This window comes from Pseudomonas koreensis (assembly GCF_036668835.1).
Taxonomy (GTDB): Bacteria; Pseudomonadota; Gammaproteobacteria; order Pseudomonadales; family Pseudomonadaceae; genus Aquipseudomonas; species Aquipseudomonas koreensis_I.
Map to the genome: position 1 here is coordinate 460,992 of NZ_JAZEVW010000005.1, position 19,753 is coordinate 480,744.

16 protein-coding genes are annotated in these 19,753 nt (G+C 60.6%); 10 read left to right on the forward strand and 6 right to left on the reverse strand.

Annotated elements, in window-relative coordinates:
* Nucleotides 1–43: 43 nt before the first annotated feature.
* The 6 genes from V6F91_RS17570 to gap all read right to left on the reverse strand — a co-directional run bounded on the left by V6F91_RS17570 (nucleotide 44) and on the right by gap (nucleotide 6,814).
* Nucleotides 44–439, reverse strand: coding sequence for a YbaN family protein (locus tag V6F91_RS17570; RefSeq protein WP_332766566.1), 396 nt, complete (start codon nucleotides 437–439; stop codon nucleotides 44–46).
* Nucleotides 440–602: 163 nt separating this feature from the next.
* Nucleotides 603–1,199, reverse strand: coding sequence for a biliverdin-producing heme oxygenase (locus V6F91_RS17575; protein ID WP_332766568.1), 597 nt, complete (start codon nucleotides 1,197–1,199; stop codon nucleotides 603–605).
* Nucleotides 1,200–1,308: 109 nt separating this feature from the next.
* Nucleotides 1,309–3,894 (reverse strand): TonB-dependent receptor, encoded by a 2,586-nt coding sequence (locus V6F91_RS17580; RefSeq protein ID WP_332766570.1) that lies wholly within the window; start codon nucleotides 3,892–3,894, stop codon nucleotides 1,309–1,311.
* Nucleotides 3,895–4,016: 122 nt separating this feature from the next.
* Nucleotides 4,017–4,982 carry a FecR family protein gene (locus tag V6F91_RS17585; protein WP_332766572.1) on the reverse strand — a complete coding sequence of 322 codons (966 nt, stop codon included), beginning with the start codon at nucleotides 4,980–4,982 and terminating at the stop codon, nucleotides 4,017–4,019.
* Between the two features lie 103 nt (nucleotides 4,983–5,085).
* Nucleotides 5,086–5,613 carry a sigma-70 family RNA polymerase sigma factor gene (locus V6F91_RS17590; protein ID WP_332766574.1) on the reverse strand — a complete coding sequence of 176 codons (528 nt, stop codon included), beginning with the start codon at nucleotides 5,611–5,613 and terminating at the stop codon, nucleotides 5,086–5,088.
* Nucleotides 5,614–5,812: 199 nt separating this feature from the next.
* Nucleotides 5,813–6,814 (reverse strand): type I glyceraldehyde-3-phosphate dehydrogenase, encoded by a 1,002-nt coding sequence (gene gap / locus V6F91_RS17595; protein ID WP_203419217.1) that lies wholly within the window; start codon nucleotides 6,812–6,814, stop codon nucleotides 5,813–5,815.
* Between the two features lie 220 nt (nucleotides 6,815–7,034).
* Between gap and edd the strand changes: the two genes are divergently transcribed.
* The 10 genes from edd (at nucleotide 7,035) to V6F91_RS17645 (ending at nucleotide 19,696) form a co-directional block, all read left to right on the forward strand.
* Nucleotides 7,035–8,861 carry a phosphogluconate dehydratase gene (gene edd / locus V6F91_RS17600; RefSeq protein WP_332766577.1) on the forward strand — a complete coding sequence of 609 codons (1,827 nt, stop codon included), beginning with the start codon at nucleotides 7,035–7,037 and terminating at the stop codon, nucleotides 8,859–8,861.
* Nucleotides 8,858–9,817, forward strand: a complete 960-nt coding sequence (locus V6F91_RS17605; protein WP_332766579.1) for a glucokinase — start codon at nucleotides 8,858–8,860, stop codon at nucleotides 9,815–9,817. Before edd ends, V6F91_RS17605 begins: the two co-directional genes overlap by 4 nt.
* A 179-nt stretch (nucleotides 9,818–9,996) precedes the next feature.
* Nucleotides 9,997–10,728 carry a response regulator transcription factor gene (locus V6F91_RS17610; RefSeq protein WP_332766581.1) on the forward strand — a complete coding sequence of 244 codons (732 nt, stop codon included), beginning with the start codon at nucleotides 9,997–9,999 and terminating at the stop codon, nucleotides 10,726–10,728.
* Nucleotides 10,718–12,187, forward strand: a complete 1,470-nt coding sequence (locus tag V6F91_RS17615; RefSeq protein ID WP_332766583.1) for an ATP-binding protein — start codon at nucleotides 10,718–10,720, stop codon at nucleotides 12,185–12,187. The genes V6F91_RS17610 and V6F91_RS17615 overlap by 11 nt, the downstream gene beginning before the upstream one ends.
* A 303-nt stretch (nucleotides 12,188–12,490) precedes the next feature.
* Nucleotides 12,491–13,750 (forward strand): AGE family epimerase/isomerase, encoded by a 1,260-nt coding sequence (locus tag V6F91_RS17620; RefSeq protein WP_332766585.1) that lies wholly within the window; start codon nucleotides 12,491–12,493, stop codon nucleotides 13,748–13,750.
* A 118-nt stretch (nucleotides 13,751–13,868) separates the two neighbouring features.
* Nucleotides 13,869–15,170 (forward strand): ABC transporter substrate-binding protein, encoded by a 1,302-nt coding sequence (locus V6F91_RS17625; protein ID WP_332766587.1) that lies wholly within the window; start codon nucleotides 13,869–13,871, stop codon nucleotides 15,168–15,170.
* Between the two features lie 126 nt (nucleotides 15,171–15,296).
* Nucleotides 15,297–16,205, forward strand: coding sequence for a carbohydrate ABC transporter permease (locus V6F91_RS17630; protein ID WP_042607263.1), 909 nt, complete (start codon nucleotides 15,297–15,299; stop codon nucleotides 16,203–16,205).
* On the forward strand, nucleotides 16,198–17,043 hold the full coding sequence (locus V6F91_RS17635; RefSeq protein WP_090285550.1) for a carbohydrate ABC transporter permease: 846 nt from the start codon (nucleotides 16,198–16,200) through the stop codon (nucleotides 17,041–17,043). Before V6F91_RS17630 ends, V6F91_RS17635 begins: the two co-directional genes overlap by 8 nt.
* A gap of 2 nt (nucleotides 17,044–17,045) precedes the next feature.
* On the forward strand, nucleotides 17,046–18,206 hold the full coding sequence (locus V6F91_RS17640; protein WP_332766592.1) for a sn-glycerol-3-phosphate ABC transporter ATP-binding protein UgpC: 1,161 nt from the start codon (nucleotides 17,046–17,048) through the stop codon (nucleotides 18,204–18,206).
* Between the two features lie 140 nt (nucleotides 18,207–18,346).
* Nucleotides 18,347–19,696 carry a carbohydrate porin gene (locus V6F91_RS17645; protein WP_208940065.1) on the forward strand — a complete coding sequence of 450 codons (1,350 nt, stop codon included), beginning with the start codon at nucleotides 18,347–18,349 and terminating at the stop codon, nucleotides 19,694–19,696.
* Nucleotides 19,697–19,753: the final 57 nt, after the last annotated feature.

Genomic DNA, 19,753 nt, shown 5'->3' on the forward strand with positions numbered 1-19,753 from the left:
CGCAGGAGATTGTGCCGAAAACAAGAATAATTACAGGGATGTTTCAGTGTGCAGCGGGGAGGTTTTCCGGGCGCGACCAGATCCACAGATTGCCCAGCGCCATGCCGGCGATCGCCAGATAGATCGGCCAGCCATGGTCGAGCAGCACCAGCATCAGCGTTGCGCACAGCAGCATGCTCAGCGTCGCGCTGACCTTGGCCTTGCGCGCGATGATCTTGCCGTTGCGCCAGTTGCTCAGGATCGGCCCGAACAGGCGATGGTTTTCCAGCCAGGCACTCAAGCGCGGCGAACTGCGCGTCGCCGCCCACGCAGCGAGCAGGATGAACTCGGTGGTCGGCAGACCCGGCACGACAATCGCGACCAGCCCGATGCCGAGGCTGACATAGGCGAGCAGGCCGAACAGCAGGCGGACGAGTTTTGAGGGGGAAGGTGCGGGCATGGGCTCAGCGGTGGCTTCTGAAGCGGAACGGAGATCTTACAGACTTACGCAGCACCCTGTAGGAGTGAGCCTGCTCGCGATAGCGGTGCATCAGTCGACATTGATGTTGAATGAAAGGACGCCATCGCGAGCAGGCTCACTCCTACAAGGAAGTTGTGGTGTGTCAGGCAGGTTCGGCTTGTGGGGCGTAAGCCTGCTCCAGCAGCACGGTAAAGCGATTGAATGCATCGAGCGCGCCTTGCTCGGCTTCGGCTTCTTCTTCAGCCGTAAATTGCAGTGCATCGAGGGTGCGCACAAAGCTCTTCCAGCCTTCGGCACGGCCGCCTTCTGGCTCGCCGAGATGACGCGCGCCAAAGCTTTCGCTCAGCTCCAGCGCCACCGCGCGTTTGATCAGAAACGCTGCACCGAGCTTGGAGCCTTCAGAGACAAACAGCCAGCCCAGCGCGCGCGCCTTGCTCGGTTTGTTCACAGCACCGGCCACCGGTGCCGGGATTTCGGTGTCGAGGTCAGCCAGGTCTGCCCTGGCAGCTTCGGCGCGGCAACGGGCCGGCAGGTCAGGAATGATCGCGGTCAGTTCGGCATCGTTGTACAGCGCGACCAGTTCCGACTGGAACAGGTACTGCGCGACGACAAAACGGGCGAAGCTGGCGCGCGTCTCGAACGGTGCATGGGCTTTCACCAACGCATCGAGCTTGCTGTGCGGCTCATGGGTGATCTGGTTCAGGCGTTGTGAACGCAGGGCTTTTTCCGAGGCAGTCATGGGGTGTCCTTGATAAATGAGGCGCTTGATAACAAGACGTACGGGCGGGCGCCGAAGCGTAAAAAAACCTCACTGCGCGGCGATAAAACGCGCAGTGAGGTCGGCCGGATCAGATGTCCCAGATCAGGTTGATCGCGAAGTTGCGGCCCGGCTGGGTCAGGCGATCAAGGTTGGCCGGTTGCGTTACCGAGGCTTCGCCGACGCTGTCGTAACCACGCACGTCATCCCACAGCCAGTATTTTTTGTCGGTCAGGTTGTAGAGGCCGCCGCTGACGGTGACGTCGTCGCTGACCTTGTAATAGCCGGCCAGATCGAGAATGCCGAAGCCCGGCGTCTTGAACTGACTGCTGACGCCGTCCGGCGACTTGAAGTTGCTGTCGTCGACGCGGTCCTTTTTCTTCACTACGGTCCAGCTCAGCAGGCCACCGTAATGGTCCTGGTCGTAACCGAGGCCGAACACGCCGGTCAGCGGGTTGACGCTGTTGATCGGCTCGCCGGTATCGTTGTTGCGACCGTAGGCGTAGGCGATCGAGCCCTGGGTGTACAGGCCTTGGGGCGCACCGAACGCATCCAAATTCAAGCGGCCTTTGACTTCCGCACCCTTGATGGTGGCGCGCTTGATGTTGTTGCTCTGGAAGGTCAGTTGATCGTCGCCCGGCTTGACCGCGTCTTCGTTGATGAAATCGCGGTACTTGTTATAGAACACCGCCACGTCGAACGAGCCGTGCTCGAAATTGCCGCGCAGGCCGGTTTCGAAGCTTTTGCTTTTCTCCGGTTCGAGATCGGAATTCGGTGCGACGGTGTACCCGGTGGTGTTGTTCTCGAAGCGCCCGTACAGCGACTTGGCGGTCGGGGTGCGGAAGCCTTCAGCGTACTGGCCGTACCAGGTGTAGTTTTCCGTCAGGGCATAGGTCAGGCCGAATTTCGGCGAGACTTTGTGCCAGGTCTTGTTCTTGTCGCTGACGGTGCCTTGGCCGTCGGCGGCCACGGTGTTGAGGAATTCCTGAGTGATGTGCGGCTTGAGCTGGGTGTAGTCGTAGCGCAGGCCCGGCAGGAAGGTCCAGTCGTTCCAGCTGATCTGGTCCTGGGCGAACAGGCTGTAGGTGTTGATGGTCGGGTCTGGGAAATCGCTGGCCTTGGCCAGCACGTCCGCGGCACTGGTCGCGCCAATCGCCGTGCAACCACGGCCGACGGCCAGACAGGTGCCGTCGCCGCTGCGCGAGCCGGTGACTTTCTGCTGCTTGATCGTGGTGCCGTAGGTCAGCACATGATCAGTGGCGCCAATGGCGAAGGCCTTGTCCAGTTGCGCATCGAAGACCCACTGTTTTTCTTCGTAGATCGTGTCGCGGGTGCGCAGCACTTTGCGGGTGATCGGGTAGTAATACTCTGTGGTGCTCTGGTCAGTCTTGGCGATCTGGTAATTGAGGCTCCACTTCACATTGTCGACCAGGAGGCTGTCGAGGGCGAACGTGTGCTCGAGGCCAAAGCGCTCTCGGCTGATGGTGTCGTTGCCGGTGCGCCACTGGTACATGCCGCCGGGCAGCACGCTGTCGGGGATGGTCGGCGCACCATTGAAGTACGGGCCGCCGTAAGCGCTTTTCTGATCGGTGTCACGGTCGTCCTTGTACTTTTCGTAGGTCAGGCCCAAACGCGAGTCGTCGTTGTAGTTCCAGCCGAGCTTGGCCAAAACGTTGCTCGCGCGCACGTCTTCCGGGTTGGCGGCGGTGCGCTCAAGGCCGGTGCCGTTGTTGCCGCCATAGGATTCGGTTTCGTGGCCGTCGCGCTGGCTGTAATGCAGCAAGCCGTCGAACTCGCCGGAGCGCCCGGCGACGGTGGCGGATTTCAGCCAGCTGTCGTCGGCCGAGCTGTAACCGGTTTTCAGGCGCGCGCCGAGGTCTTTGCCGGGCTTGATGATGTCGTCGGCATCCAGCGTGTAATAGCTGACCGCGCCGCCGATGGCGTTGCTGCCGTAGAGCACCGAGGCCGGGCCGCGCAGGATCTCCACGCGTTTGACGATTTCCGGGTCAACGTAGTTGCGCTGGCTCTTGGCGTACGGGCCGTTGAAGAAACCGTTGGGGATTTCCACGCCATCGACCTGAGTGAGGATGCGGTCGCCGTCGATACCACGGATGTTGTAGCCGCTGATGCCGCCGCGCTGGCCGGCGCCGCCAACGGAAACGCCCGGCTCATAGCGCACCAGTTCCTTGATGGTGTTGACGTTGTGGCGGTCTAGGTCTTCGCGGGTCTGCACGGTGACGGTGGCCGGCACGCTGTTGACCGACTGTTCCTGGCGGGTGGCGCTGATGGTTACCTGATCCAGGTTCAGCGTGCCGCTGCTGTTGCGCTTTTCGAGCACGACGTTGTTGTTGCTCAGTTTGCGAAAGCTCAGGTTGGTCCCCACCAACAGACGCTCAAGGGCTTGCTCCGGTGGCAGCGAACCGCGCACACCCGGCGATGCAACGCCCTGGCCCAGTTCCGCCGGCAGGCCGATCTGCCAACCAGTCACAGCAGTAAAAGCGTTCAACGCTGAAACCAAAGGCTGCTGGCCGATGGCAAACGCGTAATCGCCCATGCTGCGCGCCGGCTGCTCGGGCGCAGCCAGCAGCGGCGCGGTGCCGGCCATGAGGATGGCCGCGGTCAGCAGCGACAGTACGCGGGAAGGGGAAGCGGTCTGGCGGGTAAGGCGTGAGGACATCGATAGCGCTCCGTGTCGCACGAATCTTTATAGGTGCTGATTGGCATCGCTTGATGCGAATCAATTGCATTGGCTATAACGAGACGTACCGACGCGAGCTATCGAGTAAAAATAATTCTCATTCAGTTCAGGATGACCAACGCGGGGAATTCTTGCAGCCGCGCCGAAGTGATGTGCGCGAGCGAACGGACCACGTCGAGCGGCTGATCGAGGCGGTAATTGCCGGTCACGGCGACGTCGGCCAACTGCTCGTTGGTGTTGATGATCCAGCCCGGATAATAGCGGCGCAGTTCGGCCAGCACCTGATTCAGCGGGCAGTTCTCGAACACCAGGCGCCCCTGCACCCAGGCCAGATCGGTATTGGCGTCGAGTCTGGCCGGGCGATCAAAACCGTTGGGGCCAATGCGGATGCTTTCGCCGGCGCTCAGGCGTACCCGTGCATCGTTGTGGGTGGCGCGCAGGTCGACATCGCCACGCTGCACGTTGACCTGCGCAACCCCGTCGAGATAACGCACGGCAAACGCGGTGTCGCGCACGCTGGCGCTGACCGGGCCAGCATCGATTTCCAGCGCCTGACCGCGACCGCTGGCAACCTCGAAAAACGCCTCGCCCTGAAACAGCCGGGCCACACGCTGCTGATCGTTGATCGTGCTGGAAAACGCCGAATTGGTGTTGAGCAGGACTTTCGAGCCGTCCTCCAGTTGCAGGCGCTGGCGTTCGCCTACCACGGTCAGGTGATCGGCCTGCAGGCGCATCGGCAGGTTGCTGAAACTGAACAGACCGAGGATCAGCACCGCCGCCGTGGCCAGCGGTTTCCAGTGCGGGCGCAAGCGTTGCAGGAAGCTGACTTTCGCCGGTTTCGCCGCCAGGGCTTGTGCGCACAACGCCACTTGCGGACCGTCCCAGATCGCCTGGGCCTTGGCGAACGCATCGGCATTCAACGGATCGGCCGCCAGCCAGGCGTGGAACTGCCGGGCCTGCTCATCGTCCGGGCTGCCGAGCACGATGAGCCAGTCCAGTGCCTGGTCCATTGCGTTGGCAGCGTCCTGCGCCGAATCCGGCGAAGGCGAGCGGTGGGTGTCCGTCACGGTGTTTCCTCAGGGCTTCTGGCGAGAAGCAGTTTCTAGCTTCAAGCTGCAAGCTGCAAGCCGGATGCCTTTCTGCTTTTTGTTTTTACTTGTAGCTTGCAGCTCAAAGCTTGCCGCTGCTGTTATGTCGTTCGGCGACGCCGATGCAGATCGACATGATCAGCTTCAGTTCTTTTTGCACGGTGCTGAGGGAGACGTTCAGTTGGTCGGCGATTTCCTGGTAGCTGTTCCCGTGCAAACGGCTGAGGATGAAAATCTGCTGCTGGCGCGGGCTGAGTTGACCGAGGCTCACGTCCAGGCGCTCCAGCATCTGTTCGGCGTGGGCAGCGTCTTCGGCGCTGCTGGCGGGGGCGGCGACGCTGTGCACGATGTCCGGTGGCACATCATCGATCATGGTTCGCGCCTGGATCTTGCGCGCACGCAGATGATCCAGCGCCAGATTGCGCGCGGTCTGAAACACAAACGGTTCGAGGTGATCGATGGCCCGCTCGCTCAAGGCGCGAGTGACCCGCAGGTAGGTTTCCTGCAGCAGGTCTTCAGCGGTGCTGTGATTGTTGACCATGCGCTCCAGCGTGCGCAGCAGGGACGTGCGCTGGGCAAGGAAGACATGATTGAAGCGCGATTGACTCACGGGGGGACCTGATCCATTTCAAGCGAATGATAATGCTTATCATCTGGCTGAATGGTCAAGCGATGATTTCAAATTGAAATCGGCAACCCCTGTGGGAGCGAGCTTGCTCGCGAAGACGGAGTGTCAGGCGCTTGAATGTCGACTGAAGAACCGCTTTCGCGAGCAAGCTCGCTCTTACAGGGTTTGGGGCCAGCCGCAATTATTCGGCGTTACACAACGCCAGGCAGTTATCCAGCATGCGGTTGGAGAAGCCCCATTCGTTGTCGTACCAGGCCAGCACTTTCAGCAATTTGCCGCTGGATTTGGTGTGGTTGGCGTCAAAGATTGACGACAGCGGATTATGGTTGAAGTCACTGGAAACCAGCGGCAGCGTGTTGTAACCCAGAATCTTCGAGTGCTGGCTCGCGGCTTTGAGCAGGGCGTTGACTTCGTCGGCGCTGGCTTCTTTCTTCAGCTGCACGGTCAGGTCCACCAGCGACACGTTGATCACCGGCACACGCACGGCCATGCCGGTCAGTTTGCCGGCGAGTTCCGGCAGCACCAGGCCTACCGCTTCCGCGGCGCCGGTCTTGCTCGGGATCATGTTCTGCGTGGCCGAACGCGCGCGGTACGGGTCGGTGTGATAGACGTCAGTAAGGTTCTGATCGTTGGTGTAGGCGTGAATAGTGGTCATCAGACCGCTTTCGATGCCCAGCTCGCGGTGCAGCACCTGCGCAACCGGCGCCAGGCAGTTGGTGGTGCACGATGCGTTGGAAATGATCTGGTGCGACTGGCGCAGAATGTCGTGGTTGACGCCGTAGACCACGGTGGCGTCGGCGCCTTTGGCCGGGGCCGAGATAATCACTTTGCGTGCGCCGGCGCTAATATGCGCGGCGGCTTTGGCGCGGTCGGTAAACAGACCGGTGCATTCGAACACCACATCAATCTTTTCCGCCGCCCAGGGCAGTTCGGCCGGGTTGCGAATGGCGCTGACCGCAATGCGGTCGCCATTGACCGTCAGGCTCTCGTTATCGTGCGCCACTTCAGCGTCGAAGGTGCCGTGAACGGTGTCGTATTTGAGCAGATGGGCATTGATCGAACTGTCGCCCAGATCGTTGATGGCGACGATCTGCAGATCCTGTCGATAGCCTTGGGTATACAGTGCGCGCAGGACATTACGGCCGATGCGGCCAAAACCATTGATTGCGATTCGAAGAGTCATTGAACAGCGCCGCCGTCGTTTTGTTGTTGGAATTACAAGATTATTCGCATAAAAATAGAAAACAAGCCTTTTTAGTGGCAATATTTTGTTTTATCTACAACGAGTGACCTGAATCAACTGGTCCGAATGGTCAAAAAAGCCGTCTGTCATTCCACCGACATCGGCGTTTGATCAGCATAGACAATCAGGTCGCCATATCCGTTAGCCTGGAGTTCTACACATGCATCCCCGCGTTCTTGAGGTCACCGAACGGCTTATCGCCCGCAGCCGCGCCACGCGTCAGGCTTACCTTGCATTGATTCGCGGCGCCGCCACCGACGGGCCGATGCGCGGCAAGCTGCAATGCGCCAACTTCGCCCATGGCGTAGCCGGTTGCGGCAGCGAAGACAAGCACAGCCTGCGGATGATGAACTCGGCGAACATCGCCATTGTGTCTTCGTATAACGACATGCTCTCGGCGCACCAGCCGTACGAAGTGTTCCCCCAGCAAATCAAAAATGCCCTGCGCGAAATCGGCTCGGTCGGCCAGTTCGCCGGTGGCACCCCGGCGATGTGCGACGGCGTGACCCAAGGCGAGCCGGGCATGGAACTGAGCCTGCCGAGCCGCGAAGTGATCGCCATGTCCACCGCGGTGGCGCTGTCGCACAACATGTTCGACGGAGCGCTGATGCTTGGCATCTGCGACAAGATCGTGCCGGGGCTGATGATGGGCTCGCTGCGCTTCGGTCATCTGCCGACCATTTTCGTACCGGGCGGGCCGATGGTCTCGGGGATTTCCAACAAGGAAAAAGCCGACGTGCGGCAGAAGTACGCCGAAGGCAAGGCGACCCGCGAAGAGCTGCTGGAATCGGAGATGAAGTCCTATCACAGCCCGGGCACCTGCACGTTTTACGGCACCGCCAACACCAACCAGTTGCTGATGGAAGTCATGGGCCTGCACTTGCCGGGCGCGTCTTTCGTCAACCCGAACACGCCGCTGCGTGACGCGCTGACCCGCGAAGCCGCGCACCAGGTCACGCGCCTGACCAAGCAGAACGGCAACTTCATGCCGATCGGTGAAATCGTCGACGAGAAGGCGCTGGTCAACTCGATCGTTGCCCTGCACGCCACCGGCGGCTCGACCAACCACACTTTGCACATGCCGGCGATCGCCATGGCCGCGGGCATTCAGTTGACCTGGCAGGACATGGCCGACCTCTCCGAAGTCGTCCCGACCCTCAGCCACGTCTACCCCAACGGCAAAGCCGACATCAACCACTTCCAGGCGGCGGGCGGCATGTCGTTCCTGATCCGCGAACTGCTTGGCGCCGGCCTGCTGCACGAAGACGTCAACACCGTGCTCGGCCACGGCCTGAGCCAATACACCAAAGAGCCGTTCCTCGATAACGGCGAGTTGGTCTGGCGCGAAGGCCCGGTCGACAGCCTCGACGAAAACATCCTGCGCCCGGTGTCCCGTGCCTTTTCGGCCGAGGGCGGTCTGCGTGTGATGGAAGGCAACCTCGGTCGCGGCGTAATGAAAGTTTCGGCGGTGGCGCTGGAAAACCAGATCGTCGAAGCGCCGGCGATGGTCTTCCAGGATCAGCAGGATCTGGCCGACGCGTTCAAGGCCGGTCTGCTGGAGAAGGATTTTGTTGCGGTGATGCGCTTCCAGGGCCCGCGCTCCAACGGCATGCCGGAGTTGCACAAGATGACGCCGTTCCTCGGCGTGCTGCAGGATCGCGGCTTCAAAGTGGCACTGGTGACCGACGGGCGCATGTCCGGCGCGTCGGGGAAAATCCCGGCGGCGATTCACGTCAGCCCCGAAGCTTATGTCGGTGGCGCTTTGGCGCGGGTGCAAGAGGGCGATATCATCCGCGTCGATGGCGTCAGAGGCACCTTGGAACTGAAGGTCGACGCCAACGAATTTGCCGCGCGCGAACCCGCCAAAGGCCTGTTGGGCAACAACATCGGCAGCGGTCGCGAACTGTTCGGCTTCATGCGCATGGCCTTCAGCTCGGCGGAGCAGGGCGCCAGCGCCTTCACTTCTGCCCTGGAGACGCTTAATTGAAACTGGCTTTGGTCGGTGACATCGGAGGCACCAACGCACGTTTCGCGTTGTGGCAAAACCAGCAACTGCAATCGGTTCAGGTGCTGGCCACGGCCGACTTCGCCAGCCCGGAAGAGGCAATCAGCCTGTATCTGAGCGGGCTCGGTCTGGCGCCGGGGGCGATCGGCTCGGTGTGCCTGTCGGTGGCAGGCCCGGTCAGCGGCGACGAATTCAAGTTCACCAACAATCACTGGCGCCTGAGTCGCAGCGCGTTCTGCAAGACCTTGCAGGTCGAGCAGTTATTGCTGACCAACGATTTCTCGGCGATGGCGCTGGGCATGACCCGCTTGCAGCCGGGCGAATTCCGGGTGATCTGCGAGGGCACGCCGGAACCGTTGCGTCCGGCGGTGGTGATCGGCCCGGGCACCGGGCTGGGCGTCGGCACCTTGCTGGACCTCGGCGAAGGCCGGTTCGCGGCATTGCCGGGCGAGGGCGGTCACGTCGACCTGCCGCTGAGCAGCCCGCGCGAAACCCAACTGTGGCAGCACATCTACAACGAGATCGGCCATGTCAGCGCCGAGACCGCATTGAGCGGCGGCGGCTTGCCGCGACTGTACCGGGCAATCTGCGCAGTCGATGGACATGAACCGACCCTCGACACGCCGGAAGCGATTACTGCGGCCGGTCTGGCGGGTGACCCGATTGCCCTCGAAGTGCTTGAGCAGTTCTGCTGCTGGCTCGGCCGCGTGGCCGGCAACAACGTGCTGACCACTGGCGCGCGCGGTGGGGTGTATATCGTCGGCGGGGTGATTCCACGTTTCGCCGATTTCTTCGCCAACAGCGGCTTCGCCCGCAGCTTCGCCGACAAGGGCTGCATGAGCGATTACTTCAAAGGCATCCCGGTGTGGCTGGTGACGGCGCCGTATTCGGGCCTGGTCGGCGCCGGCGTGGCCTTGGATCAAGCCCTCCCGACCTGAAATGCAATTCCCCTGTGGGAGCGAGCCTGCTCGCGAAAGCGGTGTATCAGTCAACAAATGTGTTGAAGGGAAAACCGATTCGCGAGCAGGCTCGCTCCCACAGTGGGTTTTGTGGTGTTTGTAAAATCAGCGCTTAAGGCATAATCCGCCCCAATTCCAACAACAAGGATGCCTTCGAAGTGAGCTCAGTCAACAAGTCGATATTGTTGGTCGATGACGATCAGGAGATACGCGAGTTGCTGGAAACCTACCTGACCCGCGCCGGGTTTCAGGTACGCGCCACCGCGGACGGGGCCAGTTTCCGTCAGGCGCTCAACGAGGCGCCGAGCGATCTGGTGATTCTCGACGTCATGCTGCCTGACGAAGACGGCTTCAGCCTGTGTCGTTGGGTGCGTCAGCATCCGCGTCAGGCGCAGGTGCCGATCATCATGCTGACCGCCAGTTCCGACGAAGCCGACCGCGTGATCGGGCTGGAACTCGGCGCTGACGATTACCTCGGCAAACCGTTCAGCCCGCGCGAACTGCAAGCGCGCATCAAGGCCCTGCTGCGCCGCGCGCAATTTGCCCACGAACGCAGCGGCAGTGAAGTGCTGGCTTTTGATGAATGGCGGCTGGACATGGTCAGTCATCGGCTTTTTCACGCCGACGGCGAAGAGGTGATTCTCTCCGGCGCCGATTTTGCCCTGCTGAAACTGTTCCTCGACCACCCGCAGGAAATCCTCGACCGCGACACCATTGGCAATGCCACCCGTGGCCGCGACCTGATGCCGCTCGACCGGATTGTCGACATGGCCGTCAGCCGTTTGCGCCAGCGTCTGCGTGACACCGAAAAACCGCCGCGACTGATCCGCACCGTGCGCGGCAGCGGCTATCAACTGGCAGCCAACGTGGTTGCCGGCAATGCTCACTGAGTCGCTGCGCAGATTCGCCGCGAAAGTCCCGGTGCCACGCTCGTTGCTCGGGCGCATGTTGCTGCTGACCCTGCTTGCGGTGCTGTTTGCGCAAACCCTGTCGAGCGTGATCTGGGTCTCGCAGCTGCGCGCGACGCAGCTCGAAGGGCTGGTCACCAGCGCGCGTAGCCTGGCCCATTCGATGACCGCCAGCGTCAGCTATTTTCGCTCGCTGCCGGTGGCCTACCGGCCGCTGGTGCTCGACCAGTTGCGCAGCATGGGCGGTACACGTTTTGTCGTGACTTTGAATGATAAACCGCTGGGCATGGACGTGCTGCCGGTCACCCCGCGCAAAGCAGCGGTGATGCAAGCGGTGGATGAAGTGCTGCGCCAGACCCTGGGGCATGACACGGATATTTCGGTGACCTTCGTCAGCCCCGAGGACCTGCGGATTTTCAACGCCGGGTTGAAGCTCGATGAGCTGCCGCGCTCGTGGGCGCATTACGCGTTGACGCTGGAGCCTGTCAATCCGCCGGTGCTGGTCACGCAGATTCAAATGGCCCCGGGCGAATGGCTGTACATCGCCTCGCTGCTGCCCGAGCCCTACACCAGTCTCGAAGAACAAGGCCTGCCGTCGCAGCAGGTGTGGTTCATCGTTCTTACCAGCGGTTTTCTGCTGTTGTTCATCGGCCTGTTGGTGCACTGGCAGAGCCGCCCGCTCAAGCGTCTGGCGCGCTCGGCGCGGGATTTGTCGCTGGGCGCCGACGTCGAGCCGGTCGCCGAGGGCGGCGGCAGTGAAGTGGTGGAAGTGGGCCGCGCATTCAACACCATGCGGGAACGCATCAGCCGTTACCTGACCGAGCGCAGCCAGTTGTTCAGCGCGATTTCCCATGACCTGCGCACGCCGATCACCCGTTTGCGCTTGCGCGTCGAACTGCTCGAAGACGAACAGCTGCAAGCCAAGTTCGGGCGTGATCTGGACGAGCTGGAGCTGTTGGTCAAAGGCGCGTTGCAATGCGTGAAAGATACTGATATCCACGAGAACATCGAACCGGTGGATCTCAACCATGTGCTCGATTGCCTGGTCGAGCCGTATCTGGCACCGAACGGCAACGGCCGCGTGACTCAGCAGGGCCGTGCGCTGACGGCGTATCCGGGCAAGCCATTGGCGTTAAAACGCTGCATCGGCAACCTGATCGACAACGCGTTGAAGTATGGGCAGAACGCGCATCTGCACATCGATGACGATGACAGCGCGTTTGTCTTGCATGTTGATGATGAAGGCCCGGGTGTGCCGGAGCAGCGCTTGGAGCAGGTGTTTGAGCCGCACTTTCGGTTGGCGGGGCAGCAGCAGGGGTATGGGCTTGGGTTGGGCATCGCGCGCAATATTGCCCACAGCCATGGTGGGGAAGTGACGTTGCAGAATCTGCGTGAGGGTGGGTTGCGGGTGACGTTGCAGTTGCCTCGGTCTGTGGATTAACCGCGAAAAGCCCCTCACCCTAGCCCTCTCCCAGAGGGAGAGGGGACTGACCGAGTTGTCTCGCGTTACGCATCGATCTGAAACACCGTGTCGATTATGGATTCGGCTCAGGACTTTCAGGTCGGCGAGACTCTTCAGCATCCTGCGGTCGGCCCCCTCTCCCTCCGGGAGAGGGCTGGGGTGAGGGTGCTTTTGCTGTTTTTTGTCACGGATCGGTGACAAACCCCGTCCCCTTCGTTACAAGCCCACCCCGGCCCGTTGTTTAGACTGCCCGCAGTCCTAACAACAAAAAAGGGTCACTCCATGGACACCTTTCACCAAGGCTTCAGCAGTTGGCTGAACGCGCCTGCCCATCAGCAATGGCTCGCCGCCGAAGGCCTGCGCCTGCTGGATTTCGCCAAGGCAGCGCGACTCCCCGAAGGTTTCGGCAACCTCGACGAACGCGGCCAATTACCGGCCAATGCGCAAGCCGAAACCATGAACACCGCACGCATGACCCACAGCTTTGCCATGGCCCACATTCAGGGCTTGCCGGGGTTTGCCGACCTGATCGACCACGGCATTACCGCGCTGCGCGGGCCGTTGCGTGATGCGTTGCACGGCGGCTGGTTCGCGGTCGCCGAACACCGCGACGACAACACCGGCAAGAATGCCTACCTGCATGCCTTTGTCGCGTTGGCCGCCAGTTCCGCCGTGGTTGCACAACGCCCCGGCGCTCAGGCTTTGCTGGATGACGCGATCGACATCATCGACACGTATTTCTGGAGCGAAGAAGAGGGCGCCATGCGCGAATTCTTCAACCGCGACTGGAGCGAAGAAGAAGCCTATCGCGGCGCCAACAGCAACATGCACGCGACCGAAGCGTTCCTCGCACTTGCCGATGTCACTGAGGATCCGCGCTGGCTGGTGCGCGCCCAGCGCATTGTCGAGCGAGTGATTCACGGCCATGCTGCGGCCAACGACTACATGGTCATCGAACACTTCGATCGCGACTGGCAGCCGCTGCGCGAGTACAACCACGACAATCCCGCCGACGGCTTCCGCCCTTACGGCACCACGCCGGGCCACGGTTTCGAGTGGGCGCGGCTGTTGCTGCACCTCGAAGCGGCGCGGGTCCAGGCCGGCATGCTGACGCCGGGGTGGCTCGCCACTGATGCGCAAAAACTCTTCGACAACAACTGCCGCCACGGCTGGAACGTCGACAGTGCGCCGGGCATCGTTTACACCCTCGATTGGCACAACAAAGCGGTGGTTCGCCATCGTTTGCATTGGACCCACGCCGAAGCCAGCGCCGCCGCGAGTGCCTTGCTCAAGCGCACTGGCGAGGCGCAATACGAGGCCTGGTACCGACTGTTCTGGGAATTCTGCGAACTGCATTTCATCGACCGCTGCAATGGCAGTTGGCATCACGAACTCAATCCGCAAAACCAGCCAAGTACCGATATCTGGCCGGGCAAACCCGATCTGTATCACGCCTGGCAGGCTGTCTTGATCCCGCGATTGCCGCTGGCACCGAGCATGGCCACGGCTTTGGCGCAGTCATCCTGCGGCAGTCCTGTGTAACCATGTCGTGACATTTACGCGTCCCTTCGTTACCTGCGAAGGGAAACGCTCTGTTTAAACTCCGTGCAGCGCAAGCACCAGACTTGCAATGCATAACAACAAGAAAGGTACATCTCGAATGAATGCGATTTCTCGCCTCGCTACTGTCATTTCTGTCGCCTCCCTGTTCCCGCTCGCAATCCTGCCGCTCAGTGTTTCCGCTGCCGAATCCAAAGGTTCGGTCGAAGTCGTGCACTGGTGGACTTCCGGTGGCGAAAAAGCCGCTGTCGATGTGCTTAAGGCTCAAGTCGAAAAAGACGGTTTCACCTGGAAGGACGGCGCTGTCGCCGGTGGTGGCGGTGCGACTGCCATGACCGTGCTGAAAAGCCGTGCCGTTGCCGGCAACCCGCCGGGTGTTGCGCAGATCAAAGGCCCGGATATCCAGGAATGGGCGTCGACCGGCCTGCTCGATACCGACGTGCTGAAAGACGTCGCCAAGTCGGAAAAGTGGGACAGCCTGCTCGACAAGAAAGTCTCCGACACCGTCAAGTACGAAGGTGATTACGTGGCGGTTCCGGTGAACATTCACCGTGTCAACTGGCTGTGGATCAACCCGGAAGTGTTCAAGAAAGCCGGGATCACCAAGAACCCGACCACCCTCGAAGAGTTCTACGTCGCTGGCGACAAGCTCAAAGCCGCAGGCTTCATTCCGCTCGCCCACGGCGGTCAGCCTTGGCAGGACAGCACCGTGTTCGAAGCCGTGGTGCTTTCGGTCATGGGCGTGGATGGCTACAAGAAAGCCCTGGTCGACCTCGACAACAAAGCGCTGACCGGCCCGGAAATGGTCAAGGCGCTGACCGAGCTGAAGAAAGTCGCGACTTACATGGACGCTGACGGCAAAGGTCAGGACTGGAACCTCGAAGCGGCCAAGGTCATCAACGGCAAGGCCGGCATGCAGATCATGGGTGACTGGGCCAAGTCCGAATGGACCGCGGCCAAGAAAGTCGCCGGCAAGGACTACGAGTGCGTAGCGTTCCCAGGCACCGACAAGGCATTCACCTACAACATCGACTCGCTGGCCGTGTTCAAGCAGAAGGACGCGGGTACTGCGGCCGGTCAGCAGGACATCGCCAAAGTCGTGCTGGGTGAAAACTTCCAGAAAGTCTTCAGCATCAACAAAGGCTCGATCCCGGTACGCAACGACATGTTGAACAACATGGACAAGCTCGGCTTCGACTCCTGCGCACAGACCGCTGCCAAGGACTTCCTCGCGGACGCCAAGTCCGGCGGCCTGCAACCAAGCATGGCACACAACATGGCAACCACGCTGGCGGTGCAGGGTGCGTTCTTTGACGTAGTCACCAACTACATCAACGACCCGAAAGCCGACCCGGCCGATGCGGCGAAGAAACTCGGCGCGGCGGTTCAGTCAGCCAAATAGGCGCCTTAGTGGCGAGCTGCAAGCTACGAGCTTCAAGCTGCAAGTTAAAAGCTTGCGCGATGTTGGTCTTGCAGCTTGCAGCTTGCAGCTAGTAGCTGTTCTTCTCTTTCTTTTGTGGATTTGCTCATGAGTTCTGTTGCTGTGTTCAGCAAGGCCTCGCCGTTCGATGCATTGCAGCGCTGGCTACCGAAACTGGTGCTGGCGCCGAGCATGTTCATCGTGCTGGTGGGCTTCTATGGCTACATCCTGTGGACGTTCATCCTGTCGTTCACTACGTCGACTTTCCTGCCCAACTACAAGTGGGCTGGTCTGGCGCAATACGCACGGTTGTTCGACAACGACCGCTGGTGGGTCGCGAGCAAGAACCTCGCGGTGTTCGGCGGCATGTTCATCGGCATCACCCTGGTGATCGGTGTGTTGCTAGCGGTGTTCCTCGACCAGCGCATCCGTCGCGAAGGCTTTATCCGCACCATTTACCTGTACCCGATGGCGCTCTCGATGATCGTGACCGGTACCGCGTGGAAATGGCTGCTCAACCCGGGCATGGGCCTGGACAAATTGTTGCGTGACTGGGGCTGGGAAGGCTTCCGTCTCGACTGGCTGATCGACCCGGATCGCGTGGTCTACTGCCTGGTGATCGCCGCTGTGTGGCAAGCCTCGGGCTTTATCATGGCAATGTTCCTCGCCGGCCTGCGTGGCGTCGATCAATCGATCATTCGTGCCGCGCAGATCGACGGCGCGAGCATGCCGCGCATCTACTGGAAAGTCGTACTGCCGAGCCTGCGTCCGGTGTTCTTCAGTGCGGTGATGATTCTGGCGCACATCGCGATCAAGAGTTTCGACCTCGTCGCGGCGATGACGGCCGGTGGCCCGGGTTATTCCTCCGACCTGCCAGCGATGTTCATGTATTCGTTCACCTTCAGTCGCGGCCAGATGGGCATGGGCTCGGCCAGTGCGATTCTGATGCTCGGTGCGATCCTCGCGATCATCGTGCCTTACCTGTATTCCGAGCTGAGGACCAAGCGCAATGACTAGTCTCGCTGCCAAACCTGCGATCAGCTTCAGTCGTATCGCCATTTACGCGGTGCTGATTTTCGCGGTGATTCTGTATCTGGTGCCGCTGGTGGTCATGTTGCTGACCAGCTTCAAAACGCCCGAAGACATCAGCACCGGCAACCTGCTGAGCTGGCCGACCGTGGTCAGCGGCATCGGCTGGGTCAAGGCCTGGGCCACGGTGGATGGTTATTTCTGGAACTCGATCAAGATCACCGTGCCGGCCGTGATCATCTCGACCGCCATCGGTGCGTTGAACGGTTACGTACTGTCGATGTGGCGCTTCCGTGGTTCGCAGCTGTTCTTCGGGCTGCTGCTGTTCGGCTGCTTCCTGCCGTTCCAGACCGTGCTGCTGCCGGCCTCGTTCACCCTCGGCAAGATGGGCCTGGCGAGCACCACCACCGGCCTGGTGTTCGTGCACGTGGTTTACGGCCTGGCGTTCACCACGCTGTTCTTCCGTAACTACTACGTGAGCATTCCGGATGCGCTGGTGAAAGCCGCACGCCTCGATGGCGCGGGTTTCTTCACGATTTTCCGCCGCATCATTCTGCCGATGTCGACGCCGATCATCATGGTCTGCCTGATCTGGCAGTTCACCCAGATCTGGAATGACTTCCTGTTCGGTGTGGTGTTCTCCAGCGGTGATTCGCAACCGATTACGGTAGCGCTGAACAACCTGGTCAACACCAGCACCGGCGCCAAGGAATACAACGTTGATATGGCAGCGGCGATGATCGCCGGCCTGCCGACCCTGCTGGTCTATGTGGTCGCAGGCAAGTATTTCGTGCGCGGGCTGACGGCCGGCGCAGTCAAGGGGTAATCATGGCAACGCTCGAACTTCGCAACGTCAACAAGACCTACGGTGCCGGCCTGCCGGACACCCTGAAAAACATCGAACTGTCGATCAAGGACGGCGAATTCCTGATCCTCGTCGGCCCGTCGGGCTGCGGTAAATCGACCTTGATGAATTGCATCGCTGGCCTGGAAACCATCACCGGCGGCGCGATCATGATCGGCGATCAGGACGTCAGCGGCATGAGCCCCAAGGATCGCGACATCGCCATGGTGTTCCAGTCCTATGCGCTGTACCCGACCATGAGCGTGCGCGAGAACATCGAGTTCGGCCTGAAGATCCGCAAGATGCCGCAGGCAGCGATCGACGAAGAAGTCGCGCGCGTGGCCAAGCTGTTGCAGATCGAACACTTGCTCAATCGCAAGCCGGGCCAGCTCTCCGGCGGGCAGCAACAGCGCGTGGCGATGGGCCGTGCGCTGGCACGTCGGCCTAAGATTTACCTGTTCGACGAACCGCTGTCCAACCTCGACGCCAAGCTGCGCGTCGAGATGCGCACCGAAATGAAACTGATGCACCAGCGTCTGAAAACCACCACCGTTTACGTGACCCACGACCAGATCGAAGCGATGACCCTGGGCGACAAAGTCGCGGTGATGAAAGACGGAATCATTCAGCAGTTCGGCACCCCTAAGGATATCTACAACGACCCGGCCAACCTGTTCGTCGCAAGCTTCATCGGTTCGCCGCCGATGAACTTCATTCCGCTGCGTTTGCAGCGCAAGGACGGCCGTTTGCTGGCGCTGCTCGACAGCGGCCAGGCGCGTTGCGAATTGCCGATGAGCATGCAGGACGCCGGACTTGAAGACCGCGAAGTGATCCTCGGCCTGCGCCCGGAGCAGATCTGTCTGGCGAACGGCGAGGGCAATGGCCTGCCGAGCATTCGTGCTGAAGTGCAAGTCACCGAACCGACCGGTCCGGACACTCTGGTGTTCGTCAATTTGAATGACACCAAAGTCTGCTGCCGACTGGCGCCAGACGTGGCACCGCAGGTGGGCGAGAGCCTGACGCTGCAATTCGATCCGTCGAAAGTGTTGTTGTTCGACGCCAAAACCGGCGAGCGTCTGGGCGTTGCGGGCCAGGTGCAGACAGAAACCCGGTCGGCGAACGTGGCGCAATTCAAAGGCCGCTGAAGTACAAGGCTGGAATGCAGTCCTGTGGGAGCTGGTTCCACAAAAAAGGAGCACGCGGCGAATGGCCTGTCATTCGTCGCACTTTATGTAAACCGCGTTAGATAAAAACAGTTAATAACAATAAAGACGAGGATGTAGGGATGAAAATGAAACACGTCAATGCCCGGTTGATCTGCCAGGTTTCAGCGGCGGCTGCACTGGTGCTGGCCGGTAACGCGATGGCGGCGGATGCGTTCAGCTCCGACTCCAAATGGATGACCGGTGACTGGGGCGGAGAGCGCACCAAGCTGATCGAGCAGGGTATCGACATCAAGGCTGACTACGTTGGCGAGATGGGCGCCAACCTGCACGGCGGCTATGACGACGACAAGACTGGCCGCTACAGCGACCAGTTCGGCCTCGGCGTGGCGCTCGACCTGCAGAAACTGTGGGGCTGGGACAACACCCAGGCGAAAATCCAGCTGACCAACCGTAACGGCTACAACATCTCCAACGACCGCGTTGGCGATCCGCGTGCCGGCACCCTCAGCTCCTCGCAAGAAGTCTACGGTCGTGGGCACATGGTGCGTCTGACCCAGTTGTGGATTCAGCACCAGTTCTTCGACAACAAACTCGACGTCAAGGCCGGTTACTTCGGTGAAGGCGAAGACTTCAACACCTTCCCGTGCGACTTCCAGAACCTCGCGTTCTGCGGTTCGCAAGTGGGTAACTGGGCGACCAACATCTGGTACAACTGGCCGGTCAGCCAGGCCGCGATTCGTGTGAAGTACAACATCAACGACGAGCTCTACGCGCAAATCGGTGCGTACAACCAGAACCCGTCGCAGCTGGAACACGGCAACGGTTTCAAACTCAGCGGCAGCGGCACCAAGGGTACTGTTCTGCCGGTCGAACTGGTCTGGTCGCCGAAGGTCAACAGCCTGCCGGGCGAATACCGCGTCGGTTACTACAAGAGCACGGCTGATGCCGACGACGTTCGTGAAGACGTCAACGGTTTCGACGCAGCCACCACGGGCGACGCCTACAAGTCGCACAACAGCAAAAGCGGTTACTGGTTCGTCGCGCAACAGCAACTCACCAGCCACAACGGTGACGCCACTCGCGGTCTGAACATCGCGGCCAACGCGACCTTCCACGACAAAGACACCAACTTCATCGACAACTATCAGTCGGTGATGTTTGTCTACAAAGGTCCGTTCGATGCCCGTCCGAAAGATGACATCGGTATTGGCGCAGCGCGTATCCACGTCAACAAGGACGTCAAGCGCAACGCTGAGCTGCTGAACGCCTCCAACGGTGTATCCGACTACGACAACGCCGCGTTCTCGCCGATTCGTGAAACCGAATACAACTACGAGCTTAACTACGGCTTCCACGTCACCAACTGGCTGACTGTGCGTCCTAACCTGCAATACATCACTCATCCGGGCGGTGTGGATGAAGTGGACAACGCTTTGGTCGCTGGCCTGAAAATTCAGTCAACGTTCTAACGCGTCTGCGATAAGCTCCTCTCTATGTGCGCATATTTGCGGACAGCGAGGGGGCGT